The sequence below is a fragment of the Collinsella aerofaciens genome (genome assembly GCF_015552075.1).
Classification (GTDB): Bacteria; Actinomycetota; Coriobacteriia; order Coriobacteriales; family Coriobacteriaceae; genus Collinsella; species Collinsella aerofaciens_Y.
The window spans coordinates 1-20,946 of the sequence record NZ_JADNDZ010000121.1 but is presented as its reverse complement, the minus strand read 5'-3'; the positions used below and the strand labels follow the sequence as shown (position 1 = coordinate 20,946).

General features: G+C 60.2%; 18 protein-coding genes. 16 read left to right on the top strand and 2 right to left on the bottom strand.

Annotation, left to right across the window (positions count from 1 at the left end):
- Nucleotides 1-161: 161 nt before the first annotated feature.
- The 6 genes from rpmE to I2D41_RS09260 all read left to right on the top strand — a co-directional run bounded on the left by rpmE (nt 162) and on the right by I2D41_RS09260 (nt 7,841).
- Nucleotides 162-587: a 50S ribosomal protein L31 gene (rpmE, locus tag I2D41_RS09285; RefSeq protein WP_195364312.1), complete on the top strand. Its 426-nt coding sequence runs from the start codon at nt 162-164 to the stop codon at nt 585-587.
- A gap of 260 nt (nt 588-847) precedes the next feature.
- Nucleotides 848-3,655: a preprotein translocase subunit SecA gene (gene secA / locus I2D41_RS09280; RefSeq protein WP_195364311.1), complete on the top strand. Its 2,808-nt coding sequence runs from the start codon at nt 848-850 to the stop codon at nt 3,653-3,655.
- On the top strand, nt 3,655-4,803 hold the full coding sequence (prfB, locus tag I2D41_RS09275) for a peptide chain release factor 2 (RefSeq protein ID WP_138113004.1): 1,149 nt from the start codon (nt 3,655-3,657) through the stop codon (nt 4,801-4,803). The genes secA and prfB overlap by 1 nt, the downstream gene beginning before the upstream one ends.
- Nucleotides 4,804-4,968: 165 nt before the next feature.
- The gene (locus I2D41_RS09270; RefSeq protein WP_035137417.1) at nt 4,969-5,859 is read left to right on the top strand and encodes a YitT family protein; all 891 of its coding nucleotides are present in this window, start codon (nt 4,969-4,971) and stop codon (nt 5,857-5,859) included.
- Between the two features lie 208 nt (nt 5,860-6,067).
- Nucleotides 6,068-6,898: a transketolase gene (locus I2D41_RS09265; RefSeq protein WP_006235308.1), complete on the top strand. Its 831-nt coding sequence runs from the start codon at nt 6,068-6,070 to the stop codon at nt 6,896-6,898.
- A 1-nt stretch (nt 6,899) separates the two neighbouring features.
- Nucleotides 6,900-7,841 (top strand): transketolase family protein, encoded by a 942-nt coding sequence (locus I2D41_RS09260; RefSeq protein WP_006235309.1) that lies wholly within the window; start codon nt 6,900-6,902, stop codon nt 7,839-7,841.
- 101 nt (nt 7,842-7,942) lie between these two features.
- On the opposite strand, the gene I2D41_RS09255 is transcribed toward I2D41_RS09260, so the two are convergent.
- Complete coding sequence (locus I2D41_RS09255) at nt 7,943-8,479, bottom strand: hypothetical protein (protein WP_195364310.1); 537 nt, start codon at nt 8,477-8,479, stop codon at nt 7,943-7,945.
- Nucleotides 8,480-9,227: 748 nt separating this feature from the next.
- On the opposite strand from I2D41_RS09255, the gene ftsE reads away from it, so the two are divergent.
- From ftsE to I2D41_RS09205, 10 genes are all read left to right on the top strand, one after another.
- Nucleotides 9,228-10,448 (top strand): cell division ATP-binding protein FtsE, encoded by a 1,221-nt coding sequence (gene ftsE, locus I2D41_RS09250; protein WP_271741691.1) that lies wholly within the window; start codon nt 9,228-9,230, stop codon nt 10,446-10,448.
- Complete coding sequence (gene ftsX, locus I2D41_RS09245) at nt 10,435-11,355, top strand: permease-like cell division protein FtsX (protein ID WP_006235311.1); 921 nt, start codon at nt 10,435-10,437, stop codon at nt 11,353-11,355. Before ftsE ends, ftsX begins: the two co-directional genes overlap by 14 nt.
- Nucleotides 11,356-11,490: 135 nt before the next feature.
- A complete protein-coding gene (locus tag I2D41_RS09240; protein WP_195364309.1) occupies nt 11,491-13,626 on the top strand; it encodes a ribonuclease R family protein in 2,136 nt (711 codons plus the stop codon).
- A gap of 177 nt (nt 13,627-13,803) precedes the next feature.
- The gene (locus tag I2D41_RS09235; RefSeq protein WP_035137411.1) at nt 13,804-14,409 is read left to right on the top strand and encodes a recombinase family protein; all 606 of its coding nucleotides are present in this window, start codon (nt 13,804-13,806) and stop codon (nt 14,407-14,409) included.
- A gap of 104 nt (nt 14,410-14,513) precedes the next feature.
- Nucleotides 14,514-15,095, top strand: coding sequence for a VanZ family protein (locus I2D41_RS09230; RefSeq protein WP_195364308.1), 582 nt, complete (start codon nt 14,514-14,516; stop codon nt 15,093-15,095).
- Nucleotides 15,096-15,299: 204 nt separating this feature from the next.
- Nucleotides 15,300-16,151, top strand: a complete 852-nt coding sequence (locus I2D41_RS09225) for a MurR/RpiR family transcriptional regulator (RefSeq protein ID WP_195364307.1) — start codon at nt 15,300-15,302, stop codon at nt 16,149-16,151.
- A gap of 10 nt (nt 16,152-16,161) precedes the next feature.
- Nucleotides 16,162-17,085, top strand: a complete 924-nt coding sequence (gene murQ, locus I2D41_RS09220) for an N-acetylmuramic acid 6-phosphate etherase (protein WP_195364306.1) — start codon at nt 16,162-16,164, stop codon at nt 17,083-17,085.
- A 57-nt stretch (nt 17,086-17,142) separates the two neighbouring features.
- Complete coding sequence (locus I2D41_RS09215) at nt 17,143-18,573, top strand: PTS transporter subunit EIIC (RefSeq protein ID WP_117634809.1); 1,431 nt, start codon at nt 17,143-17,145, stop codon at nt 18,571-18,573.
- A 116-nt stretch (nt 18,574-18,689) separates the two neighbouring features.
- Nucleotides 18,690-19,742 (top strand): MupG family TIM beta-alpha barrel fold protein, encoded by a 1,053-nt coding sequence (locus tag I2D41_RS10185; protein WP_195364305.1) that lies wholly within the window; start codon nt 18,690-18,692, stop codon nt 19,740-19,742.
- Between the two features lie 92 nt (nt 19,743-19,834).
- Nucleotides 19,835-20,194: an arsenate reductase family protein gene (locus I2D41_RS09205; RefSeq protein WP_195364304.1), complete on the top strand. Its 360-nt coding sequence runs from the start codon at nt 19,835-19,837 to the stop codon at nt 20,192-20,194.
- A 72-nt stretch (nt 20,195-20,266) separates the two neighbouring features.
- Here the strand turns inward: I2D41_RS09205 and I2D41_RS09200 are convergent, their stop codons facing one another.
- The gene (locus I2D41_RS09200; protein WP_117629499.1) at nt 20,267-20,677 is read right to left on the bottom strand and encodes a hypothetical protein; all 411 of its coding nucleotides are present in this window, start codon (nt 20,675-20,677) and stop codon (nt 20,267-20,269) included.
- Nucleotides 20,678-20,946: the final 269 nt, after the last annotated feature.

Genomic DNA, 20,946 nt, shown 5'->3' with positions numbered 1-20,946 from the left:
TGATATTTAAGGTCCAGCTCATGTCGTGCCGAAAAGACCGTGAACCTTTTGTGGGACACGCGGCGCCGTGGTACCATAGCCGAGTTTGTTGTCTTGGTCGGAAACCAAGACGCCTTATGCGCTGATCGGTAACCAGCGCCTGACCAATAAGGAGTCCTACCATGAAGCAGGGTATCCATCCCCAGTATGTCGAGTGCACGGTGACGTGCTCCTGCGGCAACACCTTCAAGACGCACGCTACCGTGTCCGAGATGAAGGTTGAGCTTTGCAACGAGTGCCACCCGTTCTACACCGGCCAGCAGAAGTTCGTCGACACCGGTGGACGCGTCCAGCGCTTCGCCGACAAGTTCGGTGGCGCCGCTGCCGCCCAGCTCAAGAAGGCCGAGGAGGCCAAGGCTGCCAAGGCTGCCAAGGCTGCTGAGGCCGAGGCCGCTCGCAAGGCCGCCGCTGAGGCTAAGGCTGCCGAGAAGGCTAAGCGTGCCGCTAAGTTCGCCGAGGAGGCTGCCAAGCAGGCTGCTGAGGCTCCCGCAGAGGCTCCCGTCGAGGAGGCCGCTGCCGAGGCCGAGACCATCGAGGCTGCTGAGTAAATAGCTCGCCGCGGAATCACTCGCATTCATGGCATGAGGGCCGTGCATCCATTTGGGTGCGCGGCCCTTTTCTTTTTTTTGATACAAGCCAACAACCTGCCAAAATAAACCAGTCCCTTTTTGGCAGGTCGGTCGTAGTTATTACGTGGTTTGGGCTGTCGTCCGTATAGGTTGTACGCCGTTTGGCTAAAGTAAACTCAACTGTGTTTAACTCGCCCAAAACCGCATGGCGCGGGCGATGGCCAAAAAAGGAAAACCATATGGGATTCATGTCAAAGCTGCTGTCCTTTGGATCCGATAAGGACCTCAAGCGCTACTACAAGATCGTTGACCAGATCAACGGTCTTGAGCCCCAGTTTGAGAAGATGACCGAGGAGGAGCTCCGCGGCCAGACCGACAAGTTCCGTGAGCGCTATGCCAACGGCGAGTCGCTCGACGACATGCTCCCCGAGGCTTTTGCCACCGTGCGCGAGGCTTCCAAGCGCACCATGGGCATGCGTCACTTCGATGTGCAGCTCATCGGCGCCATGGCGCTGCACGAGGGTCACATCGCCGAGATGAAGACCGGCGAAGGCAAGACCCTCGTCTCAACGCTGGCCGGCTATCTCAACGCCATCGCCGGCAAGGGCGTGCACGTCGTGACCGTCAACGACTATCTGGCAAAGCGCGACTCCGAGTGGATGGGCCGCATCTATAAGTACCTGGGCATGACCGTCGGTCTGCTCCAGAACAACATGCCGCTCGAGCTCAAGCGCCCGGCCTACCAGGCCGACGTCACCTACGGCACCAACTCCGAGTTCGGCTTTGATTACCTGCGCGACAACATGGTTACCCGTCCCGAGCAGCGCGTGCAGCGCGGTCACAACTACGCCATCGTCGACGAGGTTGACTCCATCCTGATCGATGAGGCCCGCACCCCGCTGATCATCTCGGGCGCTGGCACCAAGTCCGCCAGTACCTACAAGGACTTCGCGCGTGCCGTGCGTGGCCTTGAGCGCGGCGAGGACGTGTCGCACGACATGCTCACCGCCACCGAGGACGTCGAGCCCACGGGCGACTATGTCATGGACGAGGCCAAGCACACCATTGCCGCCACCGAGCGCGGCCTTAAGAAGATCGAGCGCCGCCTGGGTATCGATGACATCTATGCCGATCTCTCCGGCCAGCTTGTCAACCACCTGCAGCAGGCGCTGAAGGCCCAGTACATGTTCCACCGCGACAAGCAGTACGTGGTCACCAACGGCGAGGTCAAGATCGTCGACGAGTTCACCGGCCGCATTATGGAAGGCCGCCGTTACTCCGAGGGCCTGCACCAGGCCATCGAGGCCAAAGAGGGCGTGTTCGTGCGCGAGGAGAATCAGACGCTGGCCACCATCACCCTGCAGAACTACTTCCGTCTGTATGACAAGCTCTCCGGCATGACCGGTACGGCACTTACCGAGGATGCCGAGTTCCGCGAGATCTACAAGCTGCCCGTCGAGGTCATCCCCTCCAACAAGCCCGTGCAGCGCGTGGACCACGAGGACCTGGTGTACCGCACCATTCAGGCCAAGTACAACGCCGTCGCCGACGATGTCGAGCAGCGTCACGCCAAGGGCCAACCGGTCCTGGTGGGCACCGTCTCCATCGAGAGCTCCGAGAAGCTGTCCGCCGCCCTTACCAAGCGCGGCATCGCACACGAGGTCCTCAACGCCAAGCACCATGAACGCGAGGCCCACATCGTTGCCCAGGCCGGACGCTACGGCGCCGTGACCATCGCCACCAACATGGCCGGTCGTGGTACCGACATCCTGCTGGGCGGCAACCCCGACGAGCTGGTGCGCGAGCGCCTTGAGTACGAGGGCCTGACCATGGAGGACGTGACGCCCGAGCAGCTCGAGCAGTTTAACGCCGAGGCCAAGGAGACCTGCAAGGCCGAGCGCGAGCGCGTGCTTGCCGCCGGCGGCCTGACCGTTATCGGCACCGAGCGCCATGAGTCCCGCCGCATCGACAACCAGCTGCGTGGCCGTTCCGGCCGTCAGGGCGATCCGGGCGAGACCCAGTTCTACCTGTCGCTCGAGGACGACCTCATGCGCCTGTTCGGTGGCGACAAGATGGACCGCGTCTCCAAGATGATGGTTACGGCCGACATGGGCGACGACATGCCCATCCAGCACAAGATCATCTCCAAGGCCGTCGAGAGCGCCCAGCACAAGGTCGAGAGCATCAACTTCTCCATGCGTAAGAGCGTCCTTGAGTACGACGACGTCATGAACAAGCAGCGCCAGGTCATCTACGCCGAGCGCAATAAGATTCTGGACGGCAAGGATCTGACCGACCACATCACCGAGGTCATGCACGATACCGTGTACCGCTGCGTGCAGGAGTTCTGCACCAAGGACAGTCACGATGGTGAGCGCGACCTGGAGGGCCTGCGCAAGTGGGTTGTGGAGCTCACCGGCCACATCGATACGCCGAAGTTCCCCGACGAGGATTATGAGGCCCTGGCTGCCGATGTCCTGGCTTACGTAGAGAAGTGCTACAACATGAAGGCCGAGCGCTTGGGCGAGGACCTGATGCGCGAGCTCAACACCCAGGTTATGCTGCGCGTCATCGATACCCGCTGGATGAACTACCTGCAGGAGATGGACTACCTCAAGACCGGCATCGGCCTGCGCGGCTTTGGCCAGCGCGACCCGCTGGTCGAGTACAAGACCGAGGCCTACGGCGCGTTCCAGATGCTCGTCGACACCATGTACGAGGATTACCTGCGCACGGTTCTGCGCATCGAGATCAAGGCTGCCCCGCGTGCCGTGGAGCACAAGGAGGAGCCCGCGCTCGAGGGTGCGCGCTTCTCCGGTCCCGCCGAGGTCGATGGCGACAACGGCGACTCGGTGCTGCGCAAGCAGGCGCAGGTGCAGGCCCGCACGGCTGTCCAAGGCGGACCGGCTGCCGTCAACAACGGTGGCAAGGTGACCACCTATCGCAAGTCCGAGAGCGACGATCCGTACGTCAACGTGGGCCGCAACGACCCGTGCCCCTGCGGTAGCGGCAAGAAGTTTAAGTACTGCCACGGCAGGAATCGTTAATGGCTGAGGCTTTAGAGGTAACGCCCGCCGAGCTGGACGCGTTTGCGGACCGGCTCGGCGAGGTCGAGTCGTATCTCCATTTGGACGAAAAGCGCACGCGCGTGACTGAGCTCGAGGCTAAAAGCGTGGCCCCCGGCTTTTGGGATGATGCCGACGCTGCCCGTGCCACCATGGAGGAGATCGCGCGCACCAAGGAAGATATCGCTGCCGTGGACACCGCGCGCGGCGAGCTTTCCGATGCCCGCGCCGCGCTGGAGCTTGCCGAGGAGATGGGGGATGACCCCGACGCCGCTGCATTGCGCGAGGAAGCTGCCGCTACGGCAGAGCGCCTTGCCCGTGCCATCGACGAGCTTGAGCTTTCGAGCTGGTTTACCGGTGAGTTCGATCACGGCGATGCCATTGTGACCATCAAGCCCGGACAGGGTGGTCTGGAGGCCCAGGACTGGACCTTCATGCTCTTTAAGATGTACATGAAGTACTGCCAGCGTCGCGGCTGGAAGGTCACCATCAACGACTGTCCCGCGGCCGAGGTCATCGGCATCGACCGCGCTACCTTTACCGTCGAGGGCAAGGACGCATTCGGCATGCTGCGCGCCGAGGCCGGCGTCCACCGCTTGGTGCGCATTAGCCCCACCGACGACAAGAAGCGCCGCCAGACCACGTTTGCCGGCGTCGAGGTCATCCCCGTGCTACCCGATGATATCGACATCGAGATCAGTCCTGATGACATCCGCGTGGACGTGTACCACGCGAGTGGCCCGGGCGGTCAGGGCGTCAACACCACCGACTCCGCCGTGCGCGTGACGCATTTCCCCAGCGGCATTGTGGTTACCTGCCAAAACGAGCGCAGCCAGATTCAGAACAAGGCCGCGTGCATGCAGATCCTCAAGGCTCGCCTGTACGAGATTGAGCTCGAGAAGCGCGCCGAGGCCCTGGATGAGATCCGCGGACCCAAGACCACGATTGGTTTTGGCAACCAGATTCGCAGCTACGTGCTCTACCCGTACCAGATGGTCAAGGACCTACGCACGGGCGTGGAGACCAGCAATGTCGAGGCCGTTCTTGACGATGGCGACCTGGACCCGTTTGTTATTGGCTACCATCGCTGGGCCACCGGCAACGCCGATGCAGAAGGCTCGGAGGTCTAAAACATCGGGCAGTTTCAAGCCGATGCTAAGCCCAACGGTTGGACGGGTTTGTATCCAGAATAAACCCTGCGCAGGGGTGGTTTTTGTCCGGCGAATCGGTAGAATCGAATACAAGAAGAAGTTCAAAGCGCATCCGTTTGGGTGCGCTTTTTTGAGGGAGGCAGCATGGCATATCGTCTGGACATCAAGCGCATTCTTTCGATGAACTTCTTTCACGACCTGCCCCAGATCATGTTGGGGTGTGCCTTGGCCGCCATCGCGACCGACTTGTTTTTGATTCCCAACGGTCTTGCCGCCGGTGGCGTTACGGGCCTTGCCACCATTATCCAGGCGGTCGGTGCATCGCGCGGCCTATCGCTTCCCGTTGGTATTCAGACGATCGTGATGAACGCCTTGCTGTTGTTGGTCGTTATGCGCGAGGGCGGCATGTTCTACGTGGTGCAGACCGCGACGGGCTTTGTGCTGCTGGGCTTCTTTACCGATCTGTTCGCCCCGTTTGTAGCACCTCTGGCGGATGCGGACCTGATGCTCCCTGCCATGTGGGGCGGCATTATTACGGGCATCGGTTACGGCATGGTGTTGCGCGCCGGCGCCAACACCGGCGGCTCGGACACGATTGGCCAAATCATCTCGCGTAACACCTCGCTGCCGGTGGGCTCGACCGTCATGGCGATCGATGTTGCCGTATGCGCGCTATCGGCTCCGGTCTTTTCAATCGAAAACGCACTGTATGCAGGCCTTTCGATGGTCATTAGCGGCTACGTGATCGATGCCGTGGTCGATGGTGGCAACAAACGCCGTATGGTACTCATCATCTCGGACAAGTTCCCTGATATCGCTGCCGATATCATGTATGGCCTGGGTCGTGGTTGTACCAAGTTTAAGGCGACTGGCATGTATTCGGGTGCCGAGAAGCCAGTGATTATGGTCATCGTGAGCCGTCGAGAGCTCAATACCCTCAAGACGATCGTGCGCGAGCGCGATCCTCATGCCATTGTGACGGTTGCCGACGTTACGGAAGCCTTCGGCGAGGGATTCAAGGACATTAGCGCGTAGGGTCGATCGCGTTCCATCCAAAAGACGTTCACATTGATAAACCGTTTCATCAGCGGTTCTGCCTGCTAAATTGTTCAAATAATGATAAAAACTCTGGTAAAGCCATCAGTTTCCAGCATAATGAATGACGTACGTGCATTGCGGCTGTGTTGGGATTACCTTTCCGTGCCGTGCGCATTTTGTCTAATGAGGATGAAAGGAAGGCACAATGAGCGACGAAGAGCTCAAAAAGGTTGCCAACGAGGTAAGGAAGGGCATCGTCACCGGCGTGCACGCTGCCAAGTCCGGCCATCCGGGCGGTTCGCTCGGCGCTGCCGACATCATGACCTATCTGTACTTTGAGGAAATGAACGTCGACCCGGCCGATCCCCGCAAGGCCGATCGCGACCGTTTTGTGCTCTCCAAGGGCCATTGCGCTCCGGGCCTGTACGCCGTGCTCGCCGAGCGTGGGTTCTTCCCCAAGGAGGATCTCGAGACGCTGCGCCATATCGGCAGCCACCTGCAAGGTCATCCCAACATGAACGACACCCCGGGCGTCGATATGTCCACCGGCTCGCTCGGCCAGGGCATCTCCGCCGCCGTGGGCATGGCGGTTGCCGCCAAGCACTGGGGCGATACTTACCGCACGTACGCCCTGCTGGGTGATGGCGAGAGCGAGGAGGGCCAGGTCTGGGAGGCAGCCATGTTTGCCGGCAACCAGCAGCTTGATAACCTCTGCGTGATCGTCGACCACAACGGCCTGCAGATCGACGGCCCCGTCGAGGAGGTCAACGACCCCATGCCGCTCGCCGACAAGTTCCGCGCCTTTAAGTTCCACGTGGTGGAGCTTGCCGACGGCAACGATTTCGATCAGATCCGCGCCGCCTTTGCCGAGGCCCGCGCCACCAAGGGTCAGCCGACCGCCATCATCGCCGAGACCATGAAGGGCAAGGGCGTTTCCTTTATGGAGAACCAGGTTGGTTGGCACGGCAAGGCCCCCAACGATGAACAGTTTGAGCAGGCCATGGCAGAGCTCACGGCCGCCGGAGAGGAGCTCTAGGATGGCAGACGTCAAAAAAATCGCCACGCGCGTAAGCTACGGCGAGGCCCTCGTCGAGCTCGCCAACGAGCACGATGACTTTGTGGTCCTCGACGCCGACCTGGCCGCCGCCACGCAGACCGGCAAGTTCAAGGCCGCCTGCCCCGATCGTTTCTTCGATGTGGGCATTGCCGAGAGCAACCTGATGGGTGTTGCCGCCGGTATCGCAACCACCGGTCGCGTTGCCTTTGCGAGCACCTTTGCCATGTTCGCCGCCGGCCGCGCTTTTGAGCAGGTCCGTAACTCCATCGGCTACCCGCACCTCAACGTTAAGATCGGTGCCACGCACGCCGGTATCTCGGTGGGCGAGGATGGCGCCACGCACCAGTGCTGCGAGGATATCGCCCTCATGCGCGTCATCCCCGGCATGACTGTGATCGTTCCTGCCGACGACGTCGAGGCCCGCGCCGTGACGCGCGCCGCCTACGAGTGCGACGGCCCCGTGTACATGCGCTTCGCCCGTTTGGCCTCGCCGGTTATCAACGACCCCGAGACCTACAAGTTCGAGTTGGGTAAGGGCATTGTCATGCGCGAGGGCGCCGATGTGACCATCATCGCCTGCGGCCTGATGGTCGGCGAGGCTCTCGAGGCCGCCGAGCAGCTCGCTGCTGAGGGTATCGACGCTGAGGTCATCAACATGCACACCATCAAGCCCATCGATGCCGACCTGATCGTCAAGAGCGCCACCAAGACCGGCCACGTCGTGACCGTCGAGGAGCACTCCGTGATCGGTGGCCTGGGCAGCGCCGTTGCCGACGTCCTGTGCGAGCAGTGCCCGACGCCGCTCAAGAAGATCGGCGTCAACGACACCTTCGGCGAGTCCGGCCCGGGTGCCGAACTCCTGCACAAGTACGGCCTGGACGCCGCCAACATCGTGGCGACCACCAAGGAGTTCTTGGCATAAGGCAAGACGGATCTCAGGGGCTGCTTCGTCAGAACTATTAAACTGCTTCGCCAGTACTATAGAAACCCGGCAGGGGCGCTCTCCAAGAGGGCGCCCCTGTTTCAGTTGCGGTGAAATAGGGACTGATTAGCCCTTTTAACTTGTAAAACACTCCCTATTTCACCGCAACTTTTGAAGGCGTCCCCGCTTGTGCTGGCTGCGGCGCGACGATTGATTGCTGCTTGGCACAGGGCCGCCACATTGGGCGCGTCGTTGCCTTTGTATGCCATGGCGAGCAATGCGGCGTTGTAGATCTCGTCGTTGGTCATATCGCCGGCATCGATGGGGCGGAAGGTGAGTATTGAGTCTTGCTCGGCGAGTTCGGCCAGATCGATCGTTTCGCCCGTGGCGAAGACATCGTCGAGGGTTAGTGTGGCGCTCGTGCATGGAATTTGATAGATCGTGCCGTCGACGGCGATAGGGGAGCCTGCCGCCTCGAGCGTGTACACGCCTTGTATGAGGCTGATGCCGGAACCGTTGGAGGCTACATAATCAACCTCGTCGACCGTTATCCCATCGACGGTTTTGCCCGTGATGTGTATCGGGACACGCGAGGCCCCGTTATCGGTATCCCAACCCGCGGCCGAGATATCGAGCACAATAGCATGCTCCGAATGAGCCGATATAAAGCAAGACATTGTCCGATACAGTTGAAACCCCAGCCAGCTGCCGCCGGCAAGAGCAATCGTCAACATACAAACAAGAACGACCACGACGTGCTTCCGAGACTGTACCCAGAACGCCGGGACAGTCGATAAGCCATGAACGGCAACCCCACAAGTCGTGCAGTATCTCACACCACCACGTAACTCAGCGCCACAACAAGGACAAACCATACCAGCCTCGCAACCAAAGAAGATCCCAACGAGGCCACTGTAAGTCGATCAATCCAATCTAAGTTGCGCAACAATGCGCCTAATTTTAAGTTGCGGTGAAATAGGGACTGATTAGGCCTTTTAACTGGTAAAACAGTCCGTATTTCACCGCAACTTATGAAGAAGCCCTGTCAAGCAAGGCCCCATTAGGGAAAAGGGCCCAGAACAGAAAAGTGCAATTCAGACCCTCCCAACTTTGTATGCGCAGCACCTTAAGATGGATGCGCCGGCCCCATAGTAGCCGCAGGCCGGGCACAGGGTTACCTCCCAAATCTTTCCGCAGGACGGAGGGAGCCCCGCAGCGCGAAGCGCGTGGCGGGGCTCCCGACATGTCCGAGGACGATTTGGGAGGTAACCCTGTGCCCGACCGGTGGGAATAGAAGCACGCCATGCTTCTTATGTGCAGCAAAGCTAATGCTGCTAAAATACAAAGCGCTCATGTAGTTTAAACGCACGACGATAAGGAGCACCAGTGGGTAACCACTTCCGTACCTCCGGTGCGGGCGATGATGCCCCCAAGACGCAGGCAGGCGTCCAGGGCAGTCGTTTCGCCACTCCGGATTCAGAGGGCCAGCCTGTTGCTCAGGCCCCCGCTCAGCCGGCAGATCAGGCACAGCCGGCATCCGATCCCTTTGCCTACAATCCCACCAGCGATGTCGCGCTTTCCGGCGCGGCGGGTTTTGAGCCCGTTCAGGCCGTGACCGCTCGCGTGGAGCAGCCTCAGGCTGGCGCCGCCACGCCGCAGCCTACCATGGCCGGCATTCCCGACCCCTTGGCCCCTGCGACGCCGGCTCCTCAGCCTGCGCAGTCTGGTCTCTTTGCCGCAATTCCCGACCCCACGCAGCCTGCTGCCCCGGTGGTCGAGAGCGATCAGGCCGCCGAGGTCGCAAGCCTCGATAACGCGCTCAACAACCCCGATTTTACGTCGGTGTTTGCGCCCATCGATCCGCAGGCCAGCCGCAAGAAGATGGCCAAGCAGGCCGGTGTCGAGCCCGTTATCCTTATGGAGCATGTCACCAAGATCTATCCGGCACAGCCCAACAAGCCTGCACTCGACGACATCAACATCGAGATTTATCCGGGCGAGTTCGTCTTCCTGGTCGGTCACTCCGGCTCGGGTAAGACCACGCTGCTGTCGACGCTCAACCGCGACGTCAAGCCGACGAGCGGCCGCATCCTGGTTGCCGGTCAGGACCTCATGAAGATTAAGAACCGTAAGGTTCCGTTCCTGCGCCGCCAGATTGGCGCCGTGTTCCAGGACTTTAAGCTTCTGCCGCAAAAGACCGCCTACGAAAACGTGGCATTTGCCCTGCAGTGCATCGGCAAGCCCAAGGGCGTCATTCGCAGCCAGGTGCCCGAGGTGCTGCGTCTGGTCGGTCTGGCCGATCAGATGGACTCCCTGCCCGACCAGCTTTCCGGTGGCGAGCAGCAGCGTGTTGCCGTCGCCCGCGCTATGGTCAACCGTCCGCCGCTGCTGATTTGCGACGAGCCGACGGGCAACCTCGACCCGGCGATCTCGCTGGGCATCATGAAGCTGCTCGAGCGTATTAACCGCACCGGCACCACCGTGATCGTCGCCACGCACGACCGCGAGATGGTCGATAGCATGCACCGTCGCGTGATCGCCCTCGAGGGCGGCCACGTTATCCGCGACCAGGAGAGGGGAGGTTACGGCAACTATGGCACCAACTAACGTGGGCTACTCCTTCAAAGAGGCAATCAGCCACTTCTTCCGTAACTGGACTACCTCGCTCGGCGCCGTCATCACGATCTTCCTTTCGCTGTTTATCATCGGCCTGTTCATCATGGGCTCCGCGATGCTGAACTCCGTGATCGGCACCGTCGAGGATCAGGTTGTCATCAACGCGTTCATTAGTGATGACGCCGATCAGGCCGATGTTCAGGCTTTTGAGGCCGAGCTTAAGACGTGGAATAACGTCAAGTCCGTGACCTATAAGGACAAGGACGACGCGCTGGCCGAGTATACGAGCAAGATGTCGGGCAACGCCGACGCCACCATGAGCGCGCTCGATGGCCAGAATCCGCTGCCGGCTTCGTTTGCAATTGAGATGGACGATCCGTCCAAGGTCGAGAGCACGGCAGAGAAGCTCAAGAAGGATGCCGATTTCCAGAAGATCGCGGATGACGGCGACGTCAACGCGAGCGTGCTGTACGGCCAGGAGGAAGTGAGCCGCCTGTTCCAGGTGACCAACTACATCCGCATCGCCGCCGTGGTGCTCGTTGGCCTTCTGACCTTTATCGCATTCATCTTCATCAACAACACGATTCGCCTGTCTATCACGGCGCGTCGTCGTGAGATTGCGATTATGCGTCTGGTCGGCGCCAGCAACGGCTTCATTCGCGGCCCGTTTATCACCGAGGGCGTACTGCAGGCCATTTTGGGCTCGCTGCTTTCCATCGGCGTTCTGGAGCTGCTGCGCAATCTGATGATTCCGCGTCTGCAGGAGAGCATCGGCTGGATGTCGTTTGCCCTGCCGATGCAGTACTACCTGGTGACCTATGCTGCGCTGATTCTGGTCGGCGTGATTATCGGTCTCTTTGGTTCTGCCATAGCCATGCGCCGCTACCTGCGCGTGTAGGCATGCCTGGAATTCATCCCTTCCAACGGGTCGTCTCTTATGGGGCGGCCCGTTTTTTGATCCCTAGGGGACGGCAGGAAAGCGAATCATTTGGGTAGACTCTTTGGAGTTCGTCATCGATAGTAAGGAGGCGCCATGGGGCGCAACAACAAGCATAAGCGCGGTGCCCGCAACAAGCGTGGACCGGTGCGCAGCGAGCGCCGCCCGAGTCTGACCGGACGCGTGCAGCTCCATGAGCACAGCGCCTATGTCATAACCGAGAACGGCGACTATAAAGTCATGGGCCGCGGTAAGCGCGAGATCATGGATGGCGATACCGTCGCCGTGAGCATTAAGAACAGCCCGCATGGTGAGCGTCGTGCCGTGATTGAGGGGGTCGTCGAGCGCGCTGCCATCAGTGTGGTGGGCACGTACCAGATGGCCGGTCCGCTCGGCGTGATCGAGCCGCTCGATTCGCGTCTCAAGGCCGATTTCTTCATTTTGCCCGAGGACACTTCGGCCGAGCGCCTGGGCGTTCATCCCGGTGACGCTGTGGTCGCACGCATTCTGACCTATCCGACGCGCCTTGAATCAGGCACCGTGACCATCGAGCGCCGCATTGGCGGCGATGACGCGCCCGATCTGGGTGTTCAATACGTAATGGCGCGCTATGGCTATACCGACAGCTATCCCGAGGCGGCGCTGGCCGAGGCCGAGGGCCTTTCGCTCGATGTGACCGCGGCGCTCAAAGATCCGCTCCGACGCGATCTGCGCGACCGCTTTATCATCACGATCGACCCGGTCGACGCTCGCGACTTTGACGATGCCATTTCGCTGGAGCGCACGCCCGATGGCGGCTATAAGCTGGGCGTCCACATCGCCGATGTCTCGCACTATGTGGTTTGGGACGGGCATATCGATCTTGAGGCGCGCCATCGCACGACATCGGTGTATCTGGCCGATCGAGTGCTGCCCATGCTGCCCGAGCGCTTATCGAACGACCTGTGCTCGCTTCGTCCCGACGAGGACCGTCTGGCGTTTACCGTTGACATTGAGCTCGATGCGCAGGGTCGCGTGCGGCATTACGATCCGTACCCCAGCGTGATTCGCTCGCGTGTGCGTATGGACTATGACGGCGCCGAGGCGCTGCTGGTGCGTGCCGGCGCGGTGGAGTATGGGGTGCTGGAGGGTGCGGCCGAGGATGTCGCGGCTGCTGAGGCCTCGCGCGAGGAGGCGCTTGAGCGCGGTCTTGCGTGCGAGAAGGCCGCCCGCGGCTGCAACGTCGACCTCGGCAATTTCCTTGTCGCCGCCAACGAACTCGCCGAACTTCGCCGTCGTATTCGTCGCGTCCGCGGCTCAGTCGATTTTGACACGGCCGAGATTCGCGCTCTATTGGATGAGGACGGAGTACCCGTGCAGATTGTGGCGCGCGAGCGTTCGTGTGCCACGTCGCTTATCGAGGAAGCCATGCTGCTCGCCAACGAGTGCGTGGCCGAGTGGCTGGCCGACCGCGACATTGAGGCTTGCTATCGCGTGCACGATGATCCCAGTCCCGATAGCCTGCACGGCGCCGCCGTGGCGCTGGCGCAGCTGGGCATCATCGACGACCGCCGTGCGGCTGGTATTGCCCTGGGAAGTCCCGATGAGCTGCAGGCTGCGGTCGACGCCGCGGCTGGCACGGCCAACGCGCCGCTTGTCAACACGCTGCTGTTGCGCAGCATGCAGCGCGCACTGTACAAGCCGCGCAACGAAGGCCACTTTGCGCTTGCCGCTCCGTGCTACTGCCACTTTACGAGTCCTATCCGCCGCTATCCCGATTTGGTGGTGCACCGCGTGCTCAAGCTGCAGCTGGCCTATGAGCAGCTGGGCGGCAAGGACGCCTTGGCACGCACGCCCCGGCTCATCGGTAAGGGTCGCGAGTCCCTGCCACGCATTCTGCCGCAGATTTGCCGTGCATGCAGCGATGCGGAGCGTGCGGCCGATGCCGCCAGCCATGCGACGCAAAAGATCAAGATTGCCCAGTACTACGAGGATCGCCTGGGCGAGCGCTATGCCGGAACGGTCTCGTGGGTCAGCAGCATGGGCCTGTTCGTACGCTTGGATCTGACGCAGGTCGAGGGCCTGGTTTCAATTAAGAGCCTGGGCAACGAGTGGTTCGAGTTTGACGAGGACGCGCTCACGCTCACAGGTGCCGACACGGGGACCCGCTATGAGCTGGGGCAGCGCGTGGTCATCGAGGTCTCGCGCGTCAATACCACGCGCGGGCACTTGGACTTTAAGCTAATCCATTAGCCAAATCACGACTCGTGGCGGGAGAACGGAGGGCGGTCTTTCGGGGCCGCCCTCCGCGTTTGGATCGTGACTACCTTGCCGTCTGCTCGGCTGCCCGCTTACCTGCTATTTGAGAGGTAAAACCTACCAAAATAAACCTGTCCCTTTTTGGCAGGTTTACAAGAAAGCGGGGATGAGATGGCGACGGTGTACGGTTATGCGCGGGTGAGCTCGCGCGATCAGAATCTGAACCGGCAGCTGGATGCGCTGGGCGCCTATGGCGTGGGCTCGGCGAATATTTATGCCGACCATGCGAGCGGCAAGGACTTCGACCGCCCGCGGTATCGCGAGCTGCTGCACGTCCTGGGAGACGGGGACGTGCTGGTGGTGCTTTCTATCGACCGACTTGGCCGTAATTACTCCGAGATTCTTGAGGAATGGCGACGCATTACCAAGGAGCTCGGGGTTGCCATTGTGGTGTTGGACATGCCATTGCTTGACACGCGCGTCAGGGCCAGCGGCGCGCCGGATGTGACCAACACCCTGATTGCCGATATTGTGCTGCAACTGCTGAGCTACGTGGCGCAGGTGGAGCGCGAGAATATCCATCGGCGCCAGGCGGAGGGAATTGCAGCGGCGCGGGCGCGAGGGGTCCGTTTCGGTCGACCTCGCAAGCCATGCCCTCCTCAGTTTGAGCTGGTGCGCGATAGCTATGAGGCGGGCGATATTACCCGCAGCCAGGCAGCAAAGTGCCTGGGCGTGTGCGTGGGGACGTTCGATCGCTGGATGCGCGAGGCGGGGTAGGGGTTTGCGTCGCTTTGTCGCTTCCTGTTGCGATTCAAATTTTGATACGGTGACGATGCCATTTGGGGCTACACTCGCTGATATTCAAAAAAGGAGGTTGGCCCTTGGCGCGCGTAAAACAAATAATCGGATGGACCGCGATTGTTCTGTTCGCTGCAACGCTGGCGGGCATCTGGGTGCTGACGGAGCAAAATGCGGTGGAGACGTCGTTGCTGAGCGAGTCCACCGCGCGTGTGGTGGAGGGCCGGGCTACGGGCGTTCAGGCTGCCGATGCCACGGGTGAAGCCCAGACGGAGAACGGAATGACCGGGGGCACCGATTCGGCTGCCTCGAATGTCCGGTCTGGCCGACTTGCTTCCATTCGCATGTGGGTGGGCACAAACGTCCGTCGCGTTGCCCATACCGTAGAGTTTTTCTTCGTCGGATTGTTCGCCTCGGTGGTCGTGGTTTGCTTTTCCAGGCGTCCGTGGAGCGTATGCTCCCGTTGCGTGCCCGTGTTTCTCTTTTGCGCTGCCTGCTCCGTTGGCGACCAGGTGCATAAGATCTTTGTTCCCGGCAGGCATTTCGACATAATCGACTTGGGCTTCGACGCTGCGGGCTATGTCACCGCGATGCTGCTGGTATTGCTGGTCGCCGCATGGGTACACCACGCGACGCGCCCCATCGGCGCCCACGCGAGGCGCTAGCCGGTAACAAATCCGTTTCTGATAGGGCTGACTCGTTGAATCATTTTGTGTCGCACGTATTTCCGAGCGGTCGGATTTGAGGGGCGAGCGGTAGAGCGCTCGCCCTTTGTGCGCCACGATGCGGCACAATGTACCGCAAAAGAAGTTCTAACACGGTACGAATGGTTCGTTGGTCTTTAATTCTTCTCAACGGAGGTGTTTGAGATGGCAAACGGATTGCTTTTGCGGCTTCGAGAGCGAGAGCTCAGCGCGAGCCCAGCGGAGCGCAATGTCATCGCATATGTGAGCGCTCATCCGCACGAGGTGGTCGGGCTGTCCGTCCGCGGTCTTGCCGATGCCACGTTCTCCTCGCCCTCGAGCATTTTGCGTTTTTGCAAACGCTTGGGCTTTGCGGGCTATAAGGAGTTCCAGCGTGAGCTGATTGCCGAGCTTGCGCTCTTGGGTGACAAGAAAGACGTTGCCCTCGAGGACATCTCCATGGATGACAGCGTCGAGCGAATCGTGGGGAAGGTGATGAAAAGCAACGTACGAACGATCGAAGCGACGGCGCGAACGCTCGATTACACCGTCTTGGAGCGATGCGCGGCCTATCTTAAGCGGGCGCGCGCGGTCAATCTGTTTGGTATCGGTGCCTCTCGTTTGGTCGCGCACGATCTGGCGCAAAAGCTCATGCGCGTTGACAAAGAGTGCCATCTGTACGACGACTGGCACGACCAACTCTTGTGTGCCAAGAACATGCATGAGGGCGATATTGCAATCGCCTTTAGCTACTCGGGCTTGACGCAAGAGGTGCTGGACTGCACCGCCGAGGCTCAACGCCATAACTGTCCCGTTGTGGCCGTAACCAAAGTGGATGGCTCGTCCAAGCTCGCCACCATGGCGGATGCCGTGCTCGGCGTCGCTGCGAGTGAGCCGCTGGTCCGCAGCGGTGCCATGGCTTCGCGTATGGCTCAACTCATGGTCGTCGACGCCCTGTACGCTGCTTACGTTGCAAGCGATTACGAACGGGCAACGCATGTCATTAAGCAAAATTACATTGTGAAACAGGAAAGATGAGGTGAATAGAATGCTCGATTTAACGAAGTTCACGACCGAACAGCGAAACCAGCGAACGATGGATCTCGACACGATGACGTCGCTGCAGATCGTCACGACGATGAACGATGAGGATCTTCGTGCCGTCCAATCGGTCACAAAAGTGTTACCCCAGGTTGCCACAGCAATCGACTGGGCTGCTGAGGCGCTCGAGTGCGGGGGACGCGTCTTTTACATGGGTGCTGGAACCAGCGGCCGCTTGGGCGTGCTCGATGCTTCGGAGTGTCCGCCCACGTTTGGCGTGTCACCCGATCTGATTGTCGGGCTCATTGCCGGAGGCGAGACGGCGTTTATCAAGGCTGTCGAAGGTGCCGAAGACAGCGAGGAGCTTGGTGCGAGCGACCTGCGGGGGCGTGGACTCTCGGACAAGGATCTTGTCGTTGGCCTGGCGGCAAGCGGTCGTACTCCCTATGTGGTGGGCGGCCTTGTGTACGCCAAGGCAACTGGGTGCAAGACGATCGCAATTGCCTGCAACCAAGGGTCGAAGATCGGGGAGAGCGCAGATCTTGCCATTGAACCCGTGCCCGGTCCCGAGGTACTGACCGGCTCAACGAGGCTCAAGGCGGGAACGGTTCAAAAGCTCATTCTCAACATGATTTCGACCGGTGCCATGGTCAAGATCGGCAAGGTATACCAAAACCTGATGGTCGATGTGCAGCAGACGAACGAGAAGTTGGTGGTGCGCGGCCAGAACATCGTGATGGAGGCGACCGGCTGCACGCGCGAGTGCGCTATTCAGGCGCTTGCAGATGCCGGCGGCCACGTAAAAACCGCTATTGTCTCGGTACTGCTGGACTGCGATGCCGAGCAGGCTGCGGTAGCTCTTGAGCGAGCGCGAGGCCATGTCCGTGCTGCGGTGAGTGGCCATGAGAAGAGCAATGCCGATGCCCAATAGGTGCGCGGCGTGAGCTGATATGACATCCAGACGAGATACCCAATACAAGGAGGAGTTATGACGAACAAAGAGCTGGCTCAAAAGCTGCTGGACCTTTTGGGCGGTAAAGACAACGTGCTGGCAAACGCGGCGTGCATGACGCGCCTGCGCGTGACCGTCAAAGACACGGGCAGCGTCGACACGGAGGGCATTAAGGCACTCGACGGCGTGATGGGTCTGGTCGAGGACGACACGATGCAGATCGTGCTGGGGCCGGGCAAGGTGAATAAGGTGCTCGAGGAGTTCTCCAAGCTCACCGGCCTTGCGAAAGGCGTTGCTGACGAGAGCGTGGTCGACGCTGCGGCCACAAACAAGGCCGCGCAGAAGGCCAAGTACGAGTCCAAGCCGGTTCAGGCTTTCCTCAAGAAGATTTCCAATGTCTTCGTCGCCCTGCTTCCCGGCATCATTGCGGCTGGCCTTATCAACGGTATCTGCAACGTCATTAACGTCTCGACGGCAGGTGCGCTTGCGGGCGAGTGGTGGTACCAGGGCATTCGTTCCATGGGCTGGGCCCTGTTTGCCTATCTGCCCATCTTGGTGGGCTATAACGCGGCACGTGAGTTTGGTGGCTCCGCTGCGCTGGGCGGCATCGCCGGCATGATGTGTATCGCCAACAGTGCCATGCCCCTGCTTGCGCCTGGCGCGGCTGATCCTGCCACTGCCATCCTGCTGCCGCTCACCAATGCGCAGTACAACCCCGCAGCGGGCGGTATGATCGCGGCTCTTATCGCTGGCGCATTTTTTGCCTGGATGGAGCGTCAGATTCGCAAGGTTATGCCCAACGCACTCGACACGTTCTTGTCCCCGCTGCTGGTGCTCATCATCGGCGCCTTTGCTCTGATGCTCGTCATCCAGCCGGTCGGCGCATGGCTGACGACTGCCATCTTTAGCGTTTTGACCTTTATCTTCGAGAAGCTGGGCGTCCTGGGCGGCTATATCCTGTCGGCAGGCTTCTTGCCGCTGGTTTCCGTCGGCCTGCATCAAGCGCTCACGCCGATCCACGCTATGCTCAACGATCCCGACGGCGCTACCAAGGGCATCAATTATCTGCTTCCCATCCTTATGATGGCTGGCGGCGGTCAGGTCGGTGCCGGTCTGGCGCTGTACTTTAAGACCAAGAACGCCAAGCTCAAGAAGTACGTCGCAGAATCCATTCCCGTTGGCATCCTGGGTGTGGGCGAGCCTCTGATGTATGCCGTTACGCTGCCGCTCGTTCGTCCGTTTGTGACGGCCTGCCTGGGTGCCGGATTTGGCGGCGCGCTCGCGGCGCTGCTTCACATCGGCACGGTTTCTCAGGGCGTTTCCGGTCTGTTTGGCCTGCTGATCGTCGTTCCTGGCCAGCAGCTCGGCTACGTTGCCGCTATGCTGCTTGCCTATGCCGCCGGCTTTGTCCTGACGTGGTTCTTTGGCGTCGACGAGCAGAAGATCAACGAGTTCTTTGGCGAATAGTTTGATATCGCGAGCCGTGTTGCTCAGGGCTCGCGGCGCGCGGCAGATTTCTTGATGCTATGGTTGTGCCGGCGGGGCTAACTGCTCCGCCGGCTTTTTTAAAGGAGCGTTGAAACGTGAAAACGGGTATTTCGATTTATCTTTCCAGCCCTCTGCAGGATATTGAGCGGACGATTGGGCACGGTGCCGCGGCGGGTGCGCGCTATGCGTTTACCTCACTGCATATTCCCGAGGATGGGGGAGCGGCGTATGCCGATAAGATCCGTCATGTGCTGTCGCTGCTTTCCGCCCGCGGCATTGCGCTCATTGCCGATGTGGGACCGCGCACGTGCGATTTGCTCGGGCTTGAGCGCATCGAGGACCTGCGCGATCTGGGGTTGGAATACCTTCGTTTGGACTATGGCTTTAGCGCCCAGCGGGTCGCGGAGCTGTCCGGTGTATTTCGCATTGTGGTCAATGCATCGACGGTGAGTTCTGATGAAATCGCATCGTGGCGTGAGGCCGGTGCCGATGTGACTCGTTTTGCTGCCTGCCACAATTTTTACCCCAAGCCTTATACCGGTTTAGCTCTGGAGGACATTGCTCGGGTGAATCTTCGTCTTGCGGCGCTTGGATTCGAAATCATGGCTTTTGTGCCGGGTGATGCCAACGTTCGCGGGCCGGTATTCGAGGGGCTGCCGACGGTCGAGGCACAGCGCGGTCGCGCGTCAAAGGTTGCCCTCAACATGCTTGAGCTCGCACATGGCGCCGATTGCGACATTGTGTTGGTCGGCGACCCCGATCTTTCCGATGCGGGCTGGGCGCAGTTTGCTCAAGTTTCCGCCGGATACGTGGACCTGCAATGCGAGCTTGAGTCTGGTTATGCCTATGTACGTGGGCAGATTCATCACGACCGGCCCGATTCGAGCACCCTCATCTTTAGGTCTCAGGAGTCGCGCACGACGCTTAAACCGGATTCCGTGCCGATGGATGCCGGTGCCGGCCTGTCGCGAAAGATGGGGTCGATCGCTGTGAGCAATAGCGGCTATGGGCGCTACGAAGGCGAGCTTGAGATTGCGCGGGTCGATCTTCCCGGTGACGAGCGCATGAACGTTGCGGGTCATATCACGCCCGAGGCAATGGAGCTGCTGCCGTTCATCAAACGCGGATTCGGGGTACGGTTCGTTTAGTGTGTGACCCGTGGGCTACAATTGGCCCATCATGCGAAGGCGCCTCGTATGGCGTGTGCCTGCGTTGGCCGATCTATATTCGGAGGATTCCCATGACCGTACTGTTTGTTGAATATCCCAAGTGCTCGACCTGTAAGAAGGCCAAGACATGGCTGGACGAACACGGGGTAGAGTATATCGACCGCGATATCGTTTTGGACAATCCCACGGCTGATGAGCTTGCGACCTGGATTGCTCGTTCGGGGCTGCCGGTGCGGCGCTTCTTTAATTCGTCGGGCATGAAATATCGAGAGCTGGGCCTGAAGGCGCGTCTGGATGCGGGCATGACGGATCGGGAGTGCTACGAGCTGCTGGCAACCGACGGCATGCTGGTCAAGCGTCCGCTGTTGGTGGGCGACGACTTTGCGATTCCTGGCTTTAAGGAATCGGCTTGGGCCGAGGCATTGCTGTAGCGGCTGCGGAAAGCGTTACCCGTTTTGAGCGCTCAGGATGGGACGTGTTTTCCATCGGCGGGCTCGCTCGGCTCAATCCTTGAGCTGTGCCCATTCGTGCGGACCGTAGACCTTTACGTGCTTGTTGGGCTTGCCGCTCCAGTACTCCTCGTCCATAAAGGGCAGATATGCCTGAACGCCGGGGCAGATAAAGGGGATCCGCTGCTGTTGCAGTCGCTCGCGCTGGCGCTGCTCCAGGTGCGCCTCGGATATGACGGTCGGCATACCGGACAGCTCGACGAGGCTTGCCTGGATTCGCTTAAGGTCGGGGAGTCCCGCGTGCCATGACATCCGCATGATCAAAAAGGATGCACGGCGGTATTTTGCCTGCATTACCGTGATGGCGGGGCGCAGAGTGGGATGGATTTTGTCCCGTTCGGGCCAAAGGTCAGCAGTGATCTCGAGGCCCAGGGTCTCCCATAGGTAATCAAGCTCTTCGTCCATGGCGCCTCGATATCTACGTGATCATTGATACTTCGATTGTGTTGCCTGGTGCTATCGTTTTCGCGGTAGAATCTGCCAACGGTTGACGGCTACCGCTCGCGGCGTTTTGCCCTTCGTGTGCAGCGGTCGACTTCACAGGTCCTTCACGTGTTGGCCGTATTTGACTGAATGGTTGATTTTCAATCTCAACGCAACAGCTTGAACGGACCCCGCGTTCCGCAGCTAGCGCAACGCGGAACTAGCCCCCGGCACCTGGCCGTCGCCTCGTT